Raw genomic sequence first — 17,660 nt, 5'->3', positions numbered from 1 at the left:
GATAGGTTCGGACGATTGCCCGTCCGAACCGTTTTTAGCATAGCGTTATCGCTTACTTCAGCGCGTCCCAGCTATCCTGAATAGCGCCGGTGACTTCTTCAGCGGATGCACCGCCGACATAGTCAACCATGCCTGTCCAGAATGTACCGGCACCAACAGCACCCGGCATCAGGTCTGATGCGTCAAAGCGGAATGTTGTGGCGTTCAGCAGGATTTCACCCTGACCGCGCAGGATTTCGTCACTATATGCGTCCAGGTTCACACCAGAGTGTGGTGTCAAAAAGCCAGTTTGCGCCATCATCACTTCGTGGGCAATCGGCTGTTGCAGAAACTCCATGAACGCCATTGTCGCATCAGACGCTTCGGTGACAGCCATCAATGTACCACCGCCCAGAACCGGGTTGCCAAGGTCTTTTTCAGCAAAGGATGGGAAGTAGAAGAAGTCCGCATCTTCACCTGGCACAACATCATCCGGGAAGAATGCTGTCGCAAAAGATGCCTGACGATGCATGTAGCACTGTGGCGGCGAAGAGAAGAGCCCGGTTGGGCTGTCACGGAAGTCAGTAGATCCAACTGCGGCGGACCCACCTGCAACCATGTCGTCATTCTTGGCAAACATGCCGAATGTTTCGACCGCTTCGATCACGCGTGGATCATTGAACGCAATCTCGTTGGACACCCAGCCGTCATAGACGTCTGGCGTTTGTGTCCGCAGCATGATGTCCTCAACCCAGTCCGTGGCTGGCCAACCTGTCGCCGCACCAGACCCCAGACCGATACACCACGGTGTTTCACCATCCGCGATCATCTGCTCTGACAATGCGATCAGATCTTCCATTGTCTCTGGCACCTCGTAACCGGCATCTTCAAAGTTCTCGGGCGAATACCACACGAGCGATTTGACGTTCACGTTGTAAAAGAAACCATAAAACTGGTCATCGCCGCTTGCGTCTGCATATGTGCCCAGATCAACCCAGGACTGGCCCGCTGCATAGTTGTCAGCAACCCATGATCCCATGTCATCACCAAGCGGTGTCAACAAACCCTGTGATGCCATCGTCGAGGCAAGACCCGGCTGTGGGAACACAGCGATATTGGGCGCAGAACCTGCTTCGGAATCGATCACGATCTGCTGTTCAAAACCGTCAGAACCGGTGTAAGTGACGTTCGCACCAGTGGCATCGGTGAAATAAGTAATCATCGAACGGAAAATATCGTCCTCTGGCGCCAGCCAAGGACCAAAGATTGTGACGTCCTGTCCGCTTAGGTCAGGCGCGTTTTCCGCCCATGCGTTATAGCTGTCCCAGCTAAAGTCGCCTTCGCCCGGTGTGAACGGCAGATGGCCATCGGCGCTTGCCGCACCTGCGGTCAAAGCAACCGCTGCCACACTGGCATACAGTTTCGTTTTCATTGATTTTCCTCCCAATCGCGCCAAGCAGCGCGTCACTTTCGTTTGCACTTACGTGCTATCATTCCCCACGCGCATAGGAATCGCAATTCCCAAAGCGCTTTGGATTTCCCTACAGTCAGCCAAGTTCGCGCGTCTGTCAATACGCCGATGTTAGCGCTAAAATTTTCTTGGAATCCTCGTAAATCATGCTACTCAACTATGGCTGTTGGTGCAGATCCCGCCCCGCAGTGGTGCGAGATACCTATATTATAGCGCTTTGGAAACACGACTGACCCCATGAATTTAAAAGAGCTTTCGCAGAATTTGGGCCTCAGCCAAACCACCGTCAGCCGCGCGCTTAATGGCTATCCTGAGGTCAGCCCAACCACGCGCCGACGCGTTGAAGAGGCAGCACGCACATTCAATTATAGCCCCTCAACCCGGGCCAAAGGGCTGGCGACCGGTCAGGCGCTTGCGATCGGGCATGTGATTCCGCTGTCCAGCAAACATGAAATGGTGAACCCGATTTTTGGTGATTTCATCGCCGGCGCGGGCGAAACTTACGCGCGTCATGGCTATGAAATGATCCTCTCTATCGTTGATGACGCCAGCGAACGGCGTATCTACGAAGGGCTGAAATCACGGCGCGCTGTGGACGGCGTTGTTGTGCATGGACCGCGCATGGACGACCCGCGCATCGGGCTGTTGCAGGCGCTGGAACTGCCCTTCGCGGTGCATGGGCGCGCTTCTGGATACGGCAAACCCTATGCATGGCTGGACGTGAACAATCGCAGCGCCTTCAAACGCGCGGCAGACTTTCTATTTGATCTGGGGCATCGGCGGATCGCGCTGATCAACGGGCTGGAGGTCATGGATTTCGCCCACCGCCGACGTGATGGATACACTGCATCGCTGCAATCCCATGGTATTGATCCTGACCCCGCGCTGATGCGGTCCGGTGAAATGACCGAAGTCTTTGGGTATCAATCCACCCGCGACATGCTCAAACCCGATAACGCGCCCACAGCCATTCTATGTTCGTCGCTGATCTCTGCTCTGGGTGTCCGGCGCGCGATTGAAGAAAAGGGGCTGACCATGGGCAAGGACGTATCTGTCATCACCCACGATGATGCCCTGTCCTATCTGCAAAATGGCGGCGATGTTCCAATTTTCACCGCGACCCGATCATCGGTGCGCGACGCAGGACGTCAGCTGGCGGAAATGCTGCTCAATGCTATTGCAGATCCGCATATGACGCCGCAAACACAGTTACTTGAAGCAGAACTTATGGTCGGATCATCAACCGGCCCTGCCCCCCGAAAGGATTAACATGGATTTCAAACGATCCGATTTCCCCAAAGACTTTCTTTTCGGGGCCGCGACAGCTGCTTATCAGATCGAAGGGCATCAGTTTGGCGGTGCCGGGCCCACCCATTGGGATACATTTGCAGCAGGCCCAGGTAATGTCGTGCGCGGCGAAGATGGTGCAGTGGCCTGTGATCACTATCACCGCTTTGCTGATGACCTGGATTTGCTCAAAGATGCGGGCATGGACGCCTATCGTTTTTCCACATCCTGGGCGCGGGTCATGCCCGATGGGCGCACGCCCAACCCCGAAGGTCTGGATTTCTATGACCGTCTTGTCGATGCGATGCTGGAACGGGGGCTGAAACCTTTTCAGACACTTTATCATTGGGAATTACCTGCCGCCTTGGCAGACAAGGGCGGATGGATGAACCGCGATACCTGTAATTACTTTGGCGATTTCGCGGATGTCATCACTGACCGGATCGGCGATCGCGTAAATGCAATTGCAACGATCAATGAACCTTGGTGCATCTCGTATCTGTCGCATTTTCTGGGTCACCATGCACCCGGCCTGAGGGATATTCGGGCGACGGCGCGCGCGATGCATCATATCAACCTTGCACATGGTATCGGGATGTCCCGTTTGCGTGCCAAGGGAATGACAAATTGTGGCATCGTGATCAACTTTGACCACACCGCGCCCAAGGATAACGCCCCAGAGTCGGTGGCAGCCACAAGAACGTGGGATGCGATCATGAACCGCTGGTTTATTGAAGCAACCACAAGAGGCACCTACCCCTTAGAGGCTTTGACAGGTTTGGATCCGCACATGCCCCGCGGTTGGGAAGATGATATGCCTGAGATCAGCCAGCCCATCGATTTTCTTGGGGTGAATTACTATACAAGACATAAAGTTACGGCGGATGACACCAGCGTTTGGCCGCATGTTGCGACCGAAGAAGGCCCCGGTGACAAAACCCAGATGGGTTGGGAGATTTACCCAGATGGCTTGCAGTCGTTCCTGACCCGCCTGTCGCGCGACTACATCGGTGATATGCCAATCTATGTGACCGAAAACGGGATGGCCTGGGATGATCATGTCGAAAACGATGCCGTCAATGACCCAGAGCGCACTAAATTCATCTCTGACCATATCATCGCCACCAAACAGGCGATTGCCGATGGTGCGAATGTGAAAGGGTTTTTCTATTGGTCCCTGTTGGACAATTACGAATGGGCCTTTGGCTATGAAAAACGCTTTGGTATGATCCACGTTGACTTTGAAACCTTGAAGCGGACGCCCAAAGCATCCTATCACGCGCTCAAATCCGCGATCGCACAATAAGGACCGCCATGGGACATCCAGACAATACGTATTCCTTGGTCGCAGATATTGGCGGCACCAATACACGCGTGGCCCTGGCCGACGGGCGGCGCATTCTGGATGACACGATCCGGCGGTATCGCAATAGCGAATTTCCCGGTTTGGAGTCCGTTTTAACCCGGTATATCGCCGACGAATCTGGTGTTGACCCGATTGCGGCTTGCGTTGCGGTTGCAGGCCCGGTGCGCGATGGCCGCGCAACCATGACGAACCTTGATTGGACCATCGACAAAGATACGCTCGCGCGCGCCACAAAGGCGGAAAAAGTTGCGATCCTGAATGATTTGCAGGCGCAGGGACATGCTTTGGGTCATATCGATACCGCCAATATTCGCACCGTCTTACCCGGACCTGATGCTGGCCCGAACGCCGCCAAATTGGTGGTCGGTGTCGGCACCGGCTTTAACGCTGCACCGGTCTATGATCTTGAACATGGTCGCATCGTGACCCCATCCGAAAGCGGGCATGCCAACCTGCCAATCCGCAACGAGATGGAACTGCGGCTTTGCCAATTCGTGTCCACAGCACACGGCTTTCCGGCTGTCGAAGACGTATTGTCAGGTCGCGGGCTCGAACGCGCTTATGCGTTTTTGGGGCAAGAGGCGAATGACCCGCGCGAAGCTGCCGCAAAAGATATCATGGCGGCCTGCGAGGACGGATCGGACCCGCGCGCCGTAGAGGCAGCGCAGCTTTTTACTCGTATCCTCGGCACCGTATGTGGAAACCTGTCGCTCATCCAACTGCCCTTTGGTGGCGTCTACTTGGCAGGTGGCGTGGCACGCGCTTTTGCACCCCACCTCAACCACTTCGGTTTTGGCGAGGCGTTTCGCGATAAAGGGCGCTTTGCCGGGTTCATGAGCAACTTTGCCGTGCACGTGATCGAAGATGACTATGCCGCACTAACCGGATCAGCCGCACATCTGGTCGCCTTGAATTAGCCTTCCATCAGTTCCGCAGGTGCAAGCAACTGGTTCTGTACGGCATCCGTCAAATCCTTAAGCGAAAACGGCTTTGGCAGGAATGTCGCGCCCAATACTTCCGGCTGACCATCATCAAATGCATCTTCAGGATAACCTGATACAAAAACTACTTTGGTATCGGGGCGTGATTTTAGCGCCTGCCGCACCCAGGTGGGCCCATCCAGGCCCGGCATAATCACGTCTGTGACAAAGATATCGACATGCAAATCATCGTTCTCCAGCATCTCTAGTGCTGCCTCTGCATGATCCGCCTCCAGAACCGTGTACCCACGCAAGCGCAGCGCACGGGTGGCAAAAGCCCTGACCGGCGCTTCATCTTCGACCAGCAGGACGACACCTTCGGCGCTTGTTTTTATGCGCGGTTGCGGGGACAGCCGCGCAACGGACGACGATTTCTCGGTTTCGACATGGCATGGGAAGAATAGCGAAAATGTCGTCCCTTCGCCCACAACCGTATCCACAAAGATGTAGCCGCCGGTTTGCTTGACGATGCCATAGGCCGTTGATAAGCCCAGACCGGTGCCTTCGCCGGGGCGCTTGGTGGTAAAGAACGGCTCAAATATCTTTCCCAGCTTTTCCGCCAGAATCCCCTGCCCTTCATCAATGACCTTCACCAAAACATAATCACCGGCCGGGACAGTCGCCCGATCGCGGTGCATGGCTTTTGGCAGTGTGGTATTCTTGGTGATCACGCGAATTTCGCCCGCCCCCTGCATCGCATCGCGGGCATTCACCACAAGGTTCATCAACACCTGTTCCAATTGCCGTTTATCCGCTTTGATATGATCCAGTTGCGGATCATGATCGAGGGTCAAGGTCACCTTTTCCCCCACCAAACGGTTCAACAAATGTGTCAGATCAGAGAGTGTATCGCGCAGATCGATGGTTTCGAGTTGCAGGTTCTGCTTGCGCGAAAAGGCCAAAAGTTGCCCAACAAGGCTGGCGGCCCGATTTGTGTTTTGATGGATCTGGATCAAATCACCATAGTCCTGATCATGTTCGTCATGATTGCACAGCAAAAGCTCACAGTGGCCGGAAATCGCTGTCAGCAGATTGTTAAAGTCATGCGCCACGCCACCAGCCAATTGTCCGATCGCCTGCATTTTTTGACTTTGCACAAACTGCAACTCAAGCGACCGCAACTCGGTCACGTCATTCAAAACTGCAATCAGGTGCAAATCGTCCGGTGCGCCAGCCGTGTTCAGTGTAACCTGAACGAAAGTATCTTGCTTCTTGCCGCGCCCGTGCAAGAATTGTGACACGTTTCCGGCACGTCCTGTTAACGCCTCTGATAACCAATCATTAAGGGGGCGTCCCGGATCATTCAGCACATCAGCCAAATGATATCCTGTCGTGCTTTCGAAACCCAAAAGCTGGCGCGCCTCCTTGTTTGAACCAAGGATCGCACCGTTCTGCGCAACCTTCAAAAGCGGGACCGGTAAATCCTCGATCGCGTTCCAGCCAGCCTCCAGTTGTGGCGGCATTTGAACAGCACTGGCACCTGGCAACACATAGATGTCACTGGTGCCTTCCTTGCCCTCAACAATCGCGACAACGACAGAAAGCGGGCCATCCATACCGCGCAAATTATGCACTTGCCCGCTGCGCAGCGGCAAATCTTCAAAGACTTCATTCAAACGACCGCGCGCGGCACCAACCAATGTACTGCACGCATCATTCATGCCCAGAACATGGCCGTCCGATGCCACCGTCATCATCGCCAAGGCTTGTTGCTTACCTTGTTTACCTGCCGCACTGCTATTCTGGCTAAGATCATCAAGCCACCACATCTGGCACTGCGCGCCCATAATCAGCAGCCGCAAGCGGAAATGGCCGGCCCGCGTCACGATATCCTCGGTCTGCGCGCCATTTTCGTCGGCTTGCGCGATAATCTGCGACAGAACACTGCCGGGGTTTGCAAGCATCAATTCAAAAACTGCAGCCAAACTGCGGCCTTCCGTTTCGCCAAAGCGGTCCGTCGCACCGGCATTGGCAAATTCTACGATCCCGGCACCATCGGTAACGAAACCAACACCGACATCATGTGCAATCATGCGTCGCGCGGTGTAACACAATCGCGCATTTGCGCTATGCATACCCCTTTCAGCCCATTTCACGAAACCCGCCAGACACAGTAAAATGCCGCCACAAATCGCAAAACCGTATTGCAATAGCACAAGCGGTAAAACAACCGCGGCTGCAATACATAATAATCCTACAGCAAAAAGCCGTATCACCGGTGGTGTTTTGGCAGCCACCAAAACCGGTCTTATTTCGAACGATTGATCAAAAGGCACTCAAGAAACCTCACTACGCGCCGGTACACTTATCGGCGAATGGTTAACGCCCCCTAAACATGCGTAGCAAATCCACAATATCAATTCTAGGTTGTATTATCGTTTCAAAAGGACGCAGGTAAAAAAACCATCTCCATCCGCGTCAGGAAGGCGTTGGGTGTTGCGCCGGATACCCCACTCTGGGGACCTGGTGCAGAACCGGTCAACAGCGTCCTGATTTTCATGCGTCAAAACCGAACATGTCGCATAAATCAAAACACCACCCGCCGCGACAAGCGGTGCAGCAGCATCCAGAACCGTCGCTTGTGACCGGATCAATTGATCCAATCTGTCCTCTGTCAGACGCCATTTTGCATCAGGTGTGCGGCGCCAGGTCCCGCTCCCGCTGCAGGGGGCATCACAGAACACCGCATCAAATTTCGGCTGTTGTTGCAGCTGATCGGTCGTCAATACTGCGATGTCGACACCAGCACGCGATGCGCGCGTTGGCAAATCTCGCAAGCGTTGTGGCGCAATATCATGGGCAAAACAGTCGCATCATATTGATCAGCAAAGGCCAGCGCCTTGCCCCCACCGCCAGCGCAATAATCAAGGATACGCGCGCCAGCATTGACGGGCGTATCACCGACCGCCTCTTGCGAGGCTGCGTCCTGCAATTCCACAAACCCCGTCAGATAGGCCGCACTGGTCTTGATCCGGCGCGGGTTTTTTGTCACCCGCAAACAGCCTTCAACTGTCGGATGGACAGCCGTGGATATATCGTCATCAGCTAAAAGTTTTACCGCTTGATTGACCGTTGCTTTACGCCTGTTGACGCGCAAGAACACATCGGCGCGCTGTTGCTGGGCCATGGCTGTCGCCTCTGCCTGATCCCCCAACGCCTGCCGCCACCTCGGCCAAAGCCATTCTGGCACATCACACCGCGCCGCATCGGACAGAGACAGAGGCGCGTCAAGCGCCGCATTTTCATCACCATTTAACGGCGCTGGCGCGTGGCCCTCACCTGAAAACAGCGTTTCAATGTCCCAGCCTTCGCGCATCGCTAACCGTTGCATCAAATCACGCCCCGCCCCGTCAGCAAGCGACCGTTTCGCGCGCAGCACATCAAACACATGATCACGCACCGCGGCACGGTCCTTGGACCCGGCAAAACGGCTATTGCGCGCCCAAGCGGTCAACGCCTGCTCGGCAACAGCACCGTTTTGAACATGATCCAGCACCGCAATCGCGGCCGCCACGCGTGCGCCGGGGGTCATGGCCTAGCCAACCCTGTAATTCGGGCTCTCGCGTGTGATCTGCACATCGTGCACGTGGCTTTCCTTCAGGCCTGCACCAGTGATCTTGACGAAATTACAATTCTTGCGCATCTCGTCGATCGTGGCACAGCCGGTATAGCCCATCGCCGCGCGCAGGCCGCCAACCAACTGGTGAACAACCGCGTGCGCCGAACCTTTATAGGGCACCTGCCCTTCAATGCCTTCCGGCACCAGTTTGTCGCTGGCTGCTTCTTTCTGGAAATAGCGATCAGCAGATCCGCTGGCCATCGCGCCAAGGCTGCCCATCCCACGATAAGATTTGAACGACCGTCCCTGATACAAGATCACTTCGCCGGGGCTTTCGTCGGTTCCCGCAATCATTGATCCCACCATCGCGCAGGATGCACCCGCCGCAATCGCCTTGGCAAAATCGCCCGAAAATTTGATACCGCCATCGGCAATGACCGGGATGTCGCCTGCACCAGCCGCGCAATCCATAATCGCCGTCAACTGTGGCACACCAACACCGGCCACCATGCGGGTCGTACAGATCGACCCCGGGCCGATACCAACCTTCACCGCATCTGCACCTGCGCCAATCAGCGCTTTGGCGGCTTCACCGGTTGCAATGTTACCCGCAACAATCTGCACTTCATTTGACAGCGTTTTGGCCCGCTCAACCGCTTGCGCCACACCTTCGGAATGGCCATGCGCGGTATCAATCACGATCATATCAACGCCTGCATCGACCAACGCCTCGGCCCGTTCAAACCCACTGTCACCAACACCAGAGGCCGCTGCAACACGCAAGCGCCCCAATTTGTCCTTGCAAGCCATCGGGTTCAAAACCGCCTGCTCGCTGTCTTTGAGGGTCAGAAGGCCCGTCAGTTTGCCTTGCTCGTCAGTGATCAGCAGCTTTTCAATGCGGCGTGCCTGCATCAGTGACCTGGCTTCATCAAGGTCCGCAGGCTCTTGCAGCATGGCAAGGTTATCAGTTGTCATCATCACGCTGACAGGGGTTTTGTCGTCTTGGGCAAAACGCATGTCGCGGTTGGTTACGATGCCCACGACCTTGCCTTCAAGGCCCACAACCGGAAAACCGGTGATGCGATAGCGTTCCATCAACGCTTTTGCATCCGCCAATGTCTGATCAGGGCGCAGGGTGACAGGATTATAAACCGTGCCTGAAACAAAACGCTTTACCCGGCGAATTTCTTTCGCCTGCTCGGCAACGCTCAGGTTCTTGTGGACCACACCAATGCCGCCAGCCTGCGCCATGGCAATCGCCATGCGGCCCTCGGTGACAGTATCCATCGCGCTGGATAGCAACGGAATGTTCATCGCAATTGATTGCGTGACCCGTGTTGCTGTATCGGCGGTTGACGGCAGCACGCTGGATGCCCCCGGCACAAGTAAAACATCATCAAAGGTGAGTGCCTCGCGAATCTCCATCAAACAGTCTCCTTTGTCGTGGTGTCGTTGGCACGTCCCTATCGCATGGATGTGACAGGACGGAAAGGGCGAAGTCTGGAACGCCGCCATAAGATCAATGTTCTGTCACAGCATGCGCAATTCGGTATTGAACAAGGTTGCCTATGTTATAACATAATGTTTCCTCCTCATACGGACACGAGACATGCACAACAACTGTGGCGCAACGACCTTAAAGCGGAAACGACGCAACAATAATCCAATGCAGGATTTCGACAGATTACCGCCCGCTTTAAGACAGTGGGTATCGCAGGCATCTTTGCCATGGCGTGCAAGGTCAGTCGAAACCGCCTACGCAAAGGCGCTTCGCAAATCCGGCTGCCATATCGATGCGATCAAGGAACTTGACCGAATACAGACCAGTCTTATCGCAAAAGACGCGCGAAAAATATGGGGCAACACACATCCCGCATCCAACTGTGATGCGGCGATCAATGAACCGGGCTAATCCATGCCGCTGCTCATAGTTATTATGACGGATACGGGCCTTTCTATTACGCGCGCAAAAGATACATTTGGGCCAAGACCAAACAGGCGCGCACAATGTCAAACGATCCCCTCGTCATATTCACACCATCCGGCAAACGCGGCAACTTTGCGGTTGGTACGCCCGTGCTGACTGCGGCGCGGCAGCTGGGCGTTGATCTGGATTCGGTGTGCGGTGGGCGCGGGATTTGCTCAAAATGCCAAATCACGCCTTCTTACGGTGAATTTTCCAAACACGGCGTCACCGTCGCCGACACAGCCCTGTCCGAATGGAACAGCGTTGAACAACGCTATGACGACAAACGCGGTTTGAAAAAGGGGCGCCGTCTGGGCTGTCAGGCCACGATCCAAAGCGATATCGTCATCGACGTTCCCGCCGAAAGCCAGGTACATAAACAGGTCGTGCGCAAACGGGCCGAGGCGCGCGATATCGTCATGAACCCCTCGACCAAGCTATACTATGTTGAGGTCGCTGAACCTGACATGCACGACCCCTCTGGCGATTTGGAACGGCTGATCACTGCATTGCGCCGCGACTGGGACCTGCCTGAACTCGAGGCTGACCTTGGCGTTCTGAAAACCCTGCAATCGGCGCTGCGCAAGGGCGCGTGGAAAGTCACCGTGGCAGTGCATTTGGGCGATGCCGTCTTTAGCCCACGGATTATCCACATCTGGCCGGGGTTCTATGAAGGCACGCTCTACGGCCTTGCCGTTGACCTTGGGTCCACCACCATCGCGGCGCACCTCTGCGATTTGCAATCAGGCGAAGTCGTCGCCTCTTCCGGCATAATGAACCCGCAAATCCGCTTTGGCGAAGACCTGATGTCGCGTGTCAGCTACGGCATGATGAACCCGACCGGGTCAGACGAAATGACCAAAGCCGTGCGCGAAGGCATGAACGCGCTGTTCGTACAAATCGCCTCTGAAGCCGGGATTGACCGCAATCTGATCGTAGACGCGGTGTTCGTGTGCAATCCGGTCATGCATCACCTGTTCCTTGGCATCGACGCTTACGAGTTGGGGCAAGCACCCTTTGCGCTTGCCACGTCAGAGGCTATCTCACTGCGTGCCACCGAATTGGACCTCAACCTGCACCCTGCCTCCCGCGTCTACCTGCTGCCTTGCATCGCCGGTCACGTGGGTGCGGACGCTGCGGCGGTGGCGTTATCTGAAGCACCGGATAAATCCGAAGACCTTGTTCTGGTCGTGGACGTTGGCACAAACGCAGAAATCCTACTTGGGAACAAGGACAAGGTGCTTGCCTGTTCCTCCCCCACGGGCCCTGCCTTTGAGGGCGCGCAGATCACCAGCGGCCAGCGCGCCGCCCCCGGCGCAATTGAGCACGTGGAAATTGACCCGGTCACCAAACTGCCCCGCTTCCAGGTGATCGGATCAGAGCTTTGGTCTGACGAAGACGGTTTTGACGCTGCCATCGCACAAACCGGCATCACCGGTATTTGCGGATCCGGCATTATCGAGGTGATTGCCGAAATGCGCATGGCCGGTATCGTTGACGGGCCCGGTCTGATCGGATCGGCAGAACAAACAGGATCACCCAACTGTTTTCAGGACGGGCGGACGAATTCCTATCTACTGTATGACGGCACCGAAAACGGTGGGCCCAAGATCACCGTCACCAATACGGACATCCGGCAAATCCAGATGGCCAAGGCCGCGCTTTATTCTGGTGCACGCCTGCTGATGGACAAGTTTGGCGTCGACAAGGTGGATCGGGTCGTGCTGGCCGGTGCCTTTGGCGCACACATCAGCCCCAAACACGCGATGGTGCTGGGCATGATCCCGGACGCCCCGCTGGACAAAGTCACCAGCGCAGGCAACGCCGCAGGCACAGGCGCGCGGATCGCCCTGCTGAATACCGATGCACGCGCCGAGATCGAAGAAACGGTCCACAACATCCACAAGATCGAAACCGCGATCGAGCCGCGTTTTCAGGAACACTTTGTCAACGCGTCAAACATCCCCAACGCGGTTGAACCATTCCCGATCTTGGAAAGCATCGTCACGATCCCCAAGATCAACCACAACACAGGCGGGGGTGGTGAAGGCGGGCGCAGACGGCGACGCGCGCGCTGACTGACGCGGTGTATGTACAGGATGTGTACAGGATGTGTACGCAAAACATACGTTGACGATGGCCCTTACGGGGCGTATCCAAATCCAGTGCGCGGGTATGGTGAAAAGGTATCACGAAAGCTTCCCAAGCTTCAGTTACGGGTTCGATTCCCGTTACCCGCTCCAGATGATACCAAAATTTTTTGCCTTTAAATCAAAGCTATATATCATAATTTCAGATAGTCTTCAGCTACTCTAGTCTGAACGACCCAGGAAAAAAGGGGAACGTCTGGGGCAACTTGAGACCGCGAACCCCAGACTAATCCCCAGACTACTCAGTGCATTCAAAAAACGCGTCAAACGCGCACTTTTCCAGTTTGCAATGAACTGCGTACACGATCGCTGGTCATTCAGCTCACGGGTGACCAATACAAGATATGTCATGACAGCCCTCGTTCTTTTGGGAACCACTGCCAATGCATCGGATAATCGCGCTCACAAGTTAAGGGCACCGCCCGAAGCGGACATGATCCTACCACATCCAAAGACCCATGATTTCAGCAGGGTGGGCGGAAAGCGGAAGTTCGCTGCGCTGTAAGCTAAAATCGGCCAAGGTTGCCAGACTGCCGGAGAAGGAGTCGGCTGCGTTAACGGATCATTAATACCTACTGAGCAAAGGTTAACAATCTGCATAACTATGAGGTATTGTTCATGACAAGGGAAGAGTTTCACCAGAACACCGTCTTAGCGGCCAGTAAGGCACAACATAACGGTGAATTTGACGCCGCTGAAGCGCTTGAAAAAATAGCGATTTCATCCAGCAGTCGAACACAAAGCTCCACAAAAAAACACTATTTAGCGCGACGCTCACCGCACCTAAACGCAGAAAGAAGCACTAACCAAGACGCGTAAACTTTTCATTCAACGCTTTAACCTAAGGTTTGACGTAGATTTTTCTCAACAAGGTTTAAGCCAATGATCGCACCACGCAAGAATTACAAATCCACTTCCAGTAAGTTACTTGTTCCTCGGGCAACACTTTTGGCTATGAGCATCTTCACCTCAGCTTGCGGTGGGTCAGGCAGCAGCAGCACTGATCCCCAGTTAGCCGAACTCAATGCATTGTATGTATCAGCCGATGCAATGATCGAGCGTCTTCAGCCGGTAGCTTTTACAGACCCTAGCATGGCACCCATCAGTGGAACAGCCAGCTACGCCGGCTACTTTTTAGGTCAAATGGCGAACACTAATGATAACCTTTCGGACTCCCTTACAGGAGAAATGGACATACGAGTAGATTTCGCAGATACTGAGATGGTTTCCGGGACAGTTTTCGGGATCCTTGACGACAACGGAGATGCGATATCGGGGCAAATTGACCTAACAGGGGGCATACTGGACCGCGACGGCGATCCTAATGTTGACGCCACTCTTTCCTTTGAGGGTAACGGCATGCTGACTGACATCAACTCAAACAATATCAACCTCGATTTGGTGTTCGAGGGTGATTTCTTTGGGGCCGACGTGGCTGGTGTCGCAGGTAACATCTTAGGCCGCGCTGAATCTAATGGGACGAGTCAAGCTGTCGGAGGGGTATTCATAGCCGAGGTTCCAGATTCAGAATAGCTGCCCTCGAAAGTTTCTCGTGAACATCAGGACTCTTCGCATTTCATCACTCGCATCAACTACTGCATCGTCATATACTTGCTTGCTATATCTTTCGACCACCAACTCGGTTGAGATTTGCTTGTAAGCTTCTTTAATTGCATCTTCGCTATTGTGGAGACCCTTCTTTGATGAGTATGCTTCGAGGTCTTTCAGCACATCGAGCATCCAGCTATGGGGAAGGCTGTCTTGCATTACTGTTCCTATCTATAATACTTAGCGGACACGATCCTTGGCTGACCTTTCGTGGCACTAATTTTAACTAATTTTTACTTTGTAAGAATCCCTTCTTATGGCTATCTAACCCTGATCAAATTTAGTAAACGGATCGTTACTGAAGAAAGAATATGCGCTAATTCTTGCTTCAGTGGCGCACCATGAAAGTGGTACATGGACACGCCTAGAACAAAACGTCCCCAACTTGGTTCATCTCGACGGATTGAAGAATTGCGCCGAGATCAAATTCTCCATGAAGTGTGAGAGTGTTTCCATTGCCGAAGTCAAAAACAGTAGAATCAACTTCGTTCATTGTGTCCTGCCGAACAACATCAGAAAGCTCGCGGCCATCCAACAGAGCTTCATCAAGCATAAGTGTATCTACACCGTGCGTGAAATCATGGATTTGATCATTGCCTTCTTTAAATACAAAAGTATCGAAGCCCCCACCACCCCAAAGCTGGTCGTTGCCTTCACCGCCAAACAACAGATCATTGCCGGAATTTCCATGAATTTGGTCATTGCCTTCACCTCCAAACAAGAAGTCACCATTTTGTCCGCCAACCTGATCAAAGTCTTCAAGCCTATCGCTGCTAGTTATGGTAGATCTGCCGGAACCACCGTCGATCATGTCATCACCTTCCTGGCCCACGATCACATCAGAACCCGCACCACCGACCATCGTTTCAGCAGTAGAGCCCCCAATGAACATCGAAATGTCATCATCCAGTGAGGCGTCTTTGCCAAGAAAGTCCTCTATCAACTTGGCCGTAGCAAAATCGCTGCTCTCTGCCTTGTCCAGCGTGACCATGACAATCTCGAAATCTTGATCGAAATTAAGCCCGATATGTCCGTTCTCGACAGCCACGTTTGAATAGGTGAGTTGTGACGCACCGTTTTGCGCACCATTTAACATGTCAAGGTTCGCTACAGACACATTCGATAGGTCGCCGAGCAGCCCAAGATCAACGTCAAGGTTGAATTCTGATCCGTTCAGCTTCTCCACCGAAAAGAAAACGGTAAAAGCAGAATCCGTTTCAAAAGTGTAGCTAAGGTAACCTTCGTCCCGGCCACCACCCTCACCTAAAAAGTCGCCGCCCATAGCATTTTCTGTCAAAAGCTTAAGCAGGGCGGCCTTTGGCGACAGATAATCTGACAAACGGTCTGAAACGACCGACCCGGGCATATGATCATAGTATCGGAACGAACCTACGACCCCCCACAACGCCGCACGATCCACTCCAATCGTGAGGAAGTGTGATAGTAATTCAAGAGTGTTGAAAGCCGCTGCTGGGTCGTAGGGCAACGAAGACCCGTTGTTATTGTCCGTACTCCAAGCTGATACATTATAATCAATTGCCTCAGTATCCATTCCACGCTTTTCGAACTCTTGCATCCAACGGTCCACGATCAAATCACGCTGCATGACCGGCAATTGTGTTTGGGCAAGTTCGTTCGCATCAATCTTCAGATAATGGTGCCGTATGCCACCTCCATCAAGGTGTTCAATCGAGTCCCCCAAGATGCCAATCATAATTTCATCGAGTGCAACCTGCCGATCAATATATGGCATGCCGGGTGTAGGTACGAAACCGATGTCGTCCAAACCCTCGATCATATTCTCAGGATCATCGAAGAAAGGATCAAAGTACCCATCTTCTCGAAGGTTTTCGAATTCGTAGCTCCCTCGGCCCATTTGGATCGCTATGTCATAGTTGATGTTCGAGTCGGAAAGCGCTGCATCAATTTCATCCAGCATCGCCTTTGCAATGACCGCGTACTCAATTGGGTTGGAGTATGCTTCGTTCCCAATATCAAAGGTAAGGTTTTTCGGATAAATGCCATCATTGAAATCCCCGTTCTTCAGCCTTTCGAGGAACACCTGCATATCGGCTTTAGCGGCTGCGACACCTTGCTCTAGGACAGCAGGATCAGAAAAATCAATACCTTCAAAGTATCGCTGAACAGGTATGATCAAACTGAAAGCAGCATCATTTTCAACTGCGAGATTCAAAGCTTGGCTGAAGGTACCAACGTCGTCACGTTTGAGATGATTAAGTTCGTCATATTCTAGAGCAAGTTCACTTATGAGCTCGGGGTGGGTCAGATCAAAGGCGAAATTTGACCTATCACCGGCAAGTGTTTCTAATGAGATATCGCCTGCATCCAGACGAATTCGACCATCTATGATATATCCACCTTCAGAAACTGTGCCGCCAGGCCACCTGACGTCGGTCAGTCCAAGACTCTCAACTTGATCCTCGAAGTGATGCCATCCGTAGCTGTTTACCCCGATTGCACCGAAAAAGTCGGAACTCAAGTTTGCTATTTCTTCCATGTTGGTGTTGGTAACAATTGGGCCTGTCGTCGCATTCGTCATGAAATCCACTCCTACTGATTGCAGCAAGAAGTGATCTCAGTAGGTTATTATTGTCTGAATCGCGAATATCGAACTGCTAAAAGTGAGATATGGATTTGTCAAAATTTCTAACGAGGCCTAATTTGTTATTGAGTCAATATTTACGTGCTGTGACAGCCGCAACAGTGGGGACTCATCTCCTCATCAGCGCACCGGTTTTGTTGAAGTACATCTGAGTTGCAGATGTAAAGCTCCATCTCAATGTCTGTCATGTCTGCCAGTTCTAATAATCGTCGGTAATACTTCTCTTTTTTTACATTCTCCGGCAACACATCATGACCGTACCGGTTCAATAGTCTCGCAAATCCAAATTCCTTAATCATTGCTATGCTGGCAGCATACAGACCGTACGATGTCTTCGGTTCGGCACCTTGAAAGACGCAGAATTCTACCTGCTGCCAAGTTTTTGTCGGAGCTGATGGTTCTTCTTCATCAACGATTGGAGCCAAACTAGCTCGGCCCAAAAGGAGACCGTAATCATCTACCATCAATATGTGCAAAGATGGAACAATCAACCCTTTCATCTGCCAAAGATTAGCGTGAACTCCCGCCAGATCGCTCATACCGGTAGCTTCTGGCTTTTCATCATATGACAAAAGCGCATCTACAATCTCTGGTTGCTGAAAGAGCTTCTCCTGAGATATGAATTTAATCACTTGGTTGGTCCCTTTAGTTGCATCAATCTCGAACACTGA

At 53.2% G+C, this 17,660-nt stretch carries 14 protein-coding genes and 1 tRNA gene; 7 read left to right on the top strand and 8 right to left on the bottom strand.

Annotation, left to right across the window (positions count from 1 at the left end; all coding sequences use genetic code 11):
• Positions 1–52: 52 nt before the first annotated feature.
• Positions 53–1,411 (bottom strand): ABC transporter substrate-binding protein, encoded by a 1,359-nt coding sequence (locus tag RCCS2_RS12740; protein WP_008234847.1) that lies wholly within the window; start codon positions 1,409–1,411, stop codon positions 53–55.
• A 276-nt stretch (positions 1,412–1,687) separates the two neighbouring features.
• Here RCCS2_RS12740 and RCCS2_RS12735 point away from each other — a divergent pair, with 276 nt between their 5' ends.
• The 3 genes from RCCS2_RS12735 to RCCS2_RS12725 are packed head-to-tail and all read left to right on the top strand — an operon-like array spanning position 1,688 to position 5,020.
• The gene (locus tag RCCS2_RS12735; RefSeq protein WP_008234844.1) at positions 1,688–2,719 is read left to right on the top strand and encodes a substrate-binding domain-containing protein; all 1,032 of its coding nucleotides are present in this window, start codon (positions 1,688–1,690) and stop codon (positions 2,717–2,719) included.
• A gap of 1 nt (position 2,720) precedes the next feature.
• A complete protein-coding gene (locus RCCS2_RS12730; protein WP_008234843.1) occupies positions 2,721–4,043 on the top strand; it encodes a GH1 family beta-glucosidase in 1,323 nt (440 codons plus the stop codon).
• An 8-nt stretch (positions 4,044–4,051) separates the two neighbouring features.
• Complete coding sequence (locus tag RCCS2_RS12725) at positions 4,052–5,020, top strand: glucokinase (RefSeq protein ID WP_008234841.1); 969 nt, start codon at positions 4,052–4,054, stop codon at positions 5,018–5,020.
• On the opposite strand, the gene RCCS2_RS12720 is transcribed toward RCCS2_RS12725, so the two are convergent.
• The 4 genes from RCCS2_RS12720 to guaB form a co-directional block, all read right to left on the bottom strand.
• Positions 5,017–7,116 carry an ATP-binding protein gene (locus RCCS2_RS12720; RefSeq protein ID WP_232204271.1) on the bottom strand — a complete coding sequence of 700 codons (2,100 nt, stop codon included), beginning with the start codon at positions 7,114–7,116 and terminating at the stop codon, positions 5,017–5,019. The genes RCCS2_RS12725 and RCCS2_RS12720 overlap by 4 nt on opposite strands.
• Positions 7,117–7,455: 339 nt before the next feature.
• On the bottom strand, positions 7,456–7,851 hold the full coding sequence (locus RCCS2_RS18815) for a hypothetical protein (protein WP_332249353.1): 396 nt from the start codon (positions 7,849–7,851) through the stop codon (positions 7,456–7,458).
• Positions 7,806–8,615: a hypothetical protein gene (locus tag RCCS2_RS12715; protein WP_008234835.1), complete on the bottom strand. Its 810-nt coding sequence runs from the start codon at positions 8,613–8,615 to the stop codon at positions 7,806–7,808. Before RCCS2_RS12715 ends, RCCS2_RS18815 begins: the two co-directional genes overlap by 46 nt.
• 3 nt (positions 8,616–8,618) lie before the next feature.
• On the bottom strand, positions 8,619–10,067 hold the full coding sequence (gene guaB / locus RCCS2_RS12710) for an IMP dehydrogenase (protein ID WP_008234833.1): 1,449 nt from the start codon (positions 10,065–10,067) through the stop codon (positions 8,619–8,621).
• A 184-nt stretch (positions 10,068–10,251) separates the two neighbouring features.
• On the opposite strand from guaB, the gene RCCS2_RS18695 reads away from it, so the two are divergent.
• The 4 genes from RCCS2_RS18695 to RCCS2_RS12690 all read left to right on the top strand — a co-directional run bounded on the left by RCCS2_RS18695 (position 10,252) and on the right by RCCS2_RS12690 (position 14,291).
• Positions 10,252–10,554 (top strand): DUF6525 family protein, encoded by a 303-nt coding sequence (locus RCCS2_RS18695; RefSeq protein WP_037294107.1) that lies wholly within the window; start codon positions 10,252–10,254, stop codon positions 10,552–10,554.
• A gap of 95 nt (positions 10,555–10,649) precedes the next feature.
• Positions 10,650–12,686, top strand: coding sequence for an ASKHA domain-containing protein (locus RCCS2_RS12700; RefSeq protein WP_008234831.1), 2,037 nt, complete (start codon positions 10,650–10,652; stop codon positions 12,684–12,686).
• A 91-nt stretch (positions 12,687–12,777) separates the two neighbouring features.
• Positions 12,778–12,851 (top strand) — tRNA-Gly (locus RCCS2_RS12695).
• Between the two features lie 789 nt (positions 12,852–13,640).
• Positions 13,641–14,291 carry a transferrin-binding protein-like solute binding protein gene (locus RCCS2_RS12690; RefSeq protein WP_037294105.1) on the top strand — a complete coding sequence of 217 codons (651 nt, stop codon included), beginning with the start codon at positions 13,641–13,643 and terminating at the stop codon, positions 14,289–14,291.
• Here the strand turns inward: RCCS2_RS12690 and RCCS2_RS12685 are convergent.
• The 3 genes from RCCS2_RS12685 to RCCS2_RS12675 form a co-directional block, all read right to left on the bottom strand.
• Positions 14,283–14,525 (bottom strand): hypothetical protein, encoded by a 243-nt coding sequence (locus RCCS2_RS12685; protein ID WP_037294104.1) that lies wholly within the window; start codon positions 14,523–14,525, stop codon positions 14,283–14,285. The two genes, RCCS2_RS12690 and RCCS2_RS12685, sit on opposite strands and share 9 nt — an antisense overlap.
• 205 nt (positions 14,526–14,730) lie before the next feature.
• Positions 14,731–16,926 carry a calcium-binding protein gene (locus RCCS2_RS17960; protein WP_008234827.1) on the bottom strand — a complete coding sequence of 732 codons (2,196 nt, stop codon included), beginning with the start codon at positions 16,924–16,926 and terminating at the stop codon, positions 14,731–14,733.
• A 140-nt stretch (positions 16,927–17,066) separates the two neighbouring features.
• Positions 17,067–17,657: a hypothetical protein gene (locus RCCS2_RS12675; protein ID WP_008234826.1), complete on the bottom strand. Its 591-nt coding sequence runs from the start codon at positions 17,655–17,657 to the stop codon at positions 17,067–17,069.
• Positions 17,658–17,660: the final 3 nt, after the last annotated feature.

The organism is Roseobacter sp. CCS2 (genome assembly GCF_000169435.1).
In the GTDB taxonomy this organism is placed as follows: domain Bacteria; phylum Pseudomonadota; class Alphaproteobacteria; order Rhodobacterales; family Rhodobacteraceae; genus Yoonia.
This window is presented reverse-complemented; position numbering and strand designations above follow the sequence as displayed.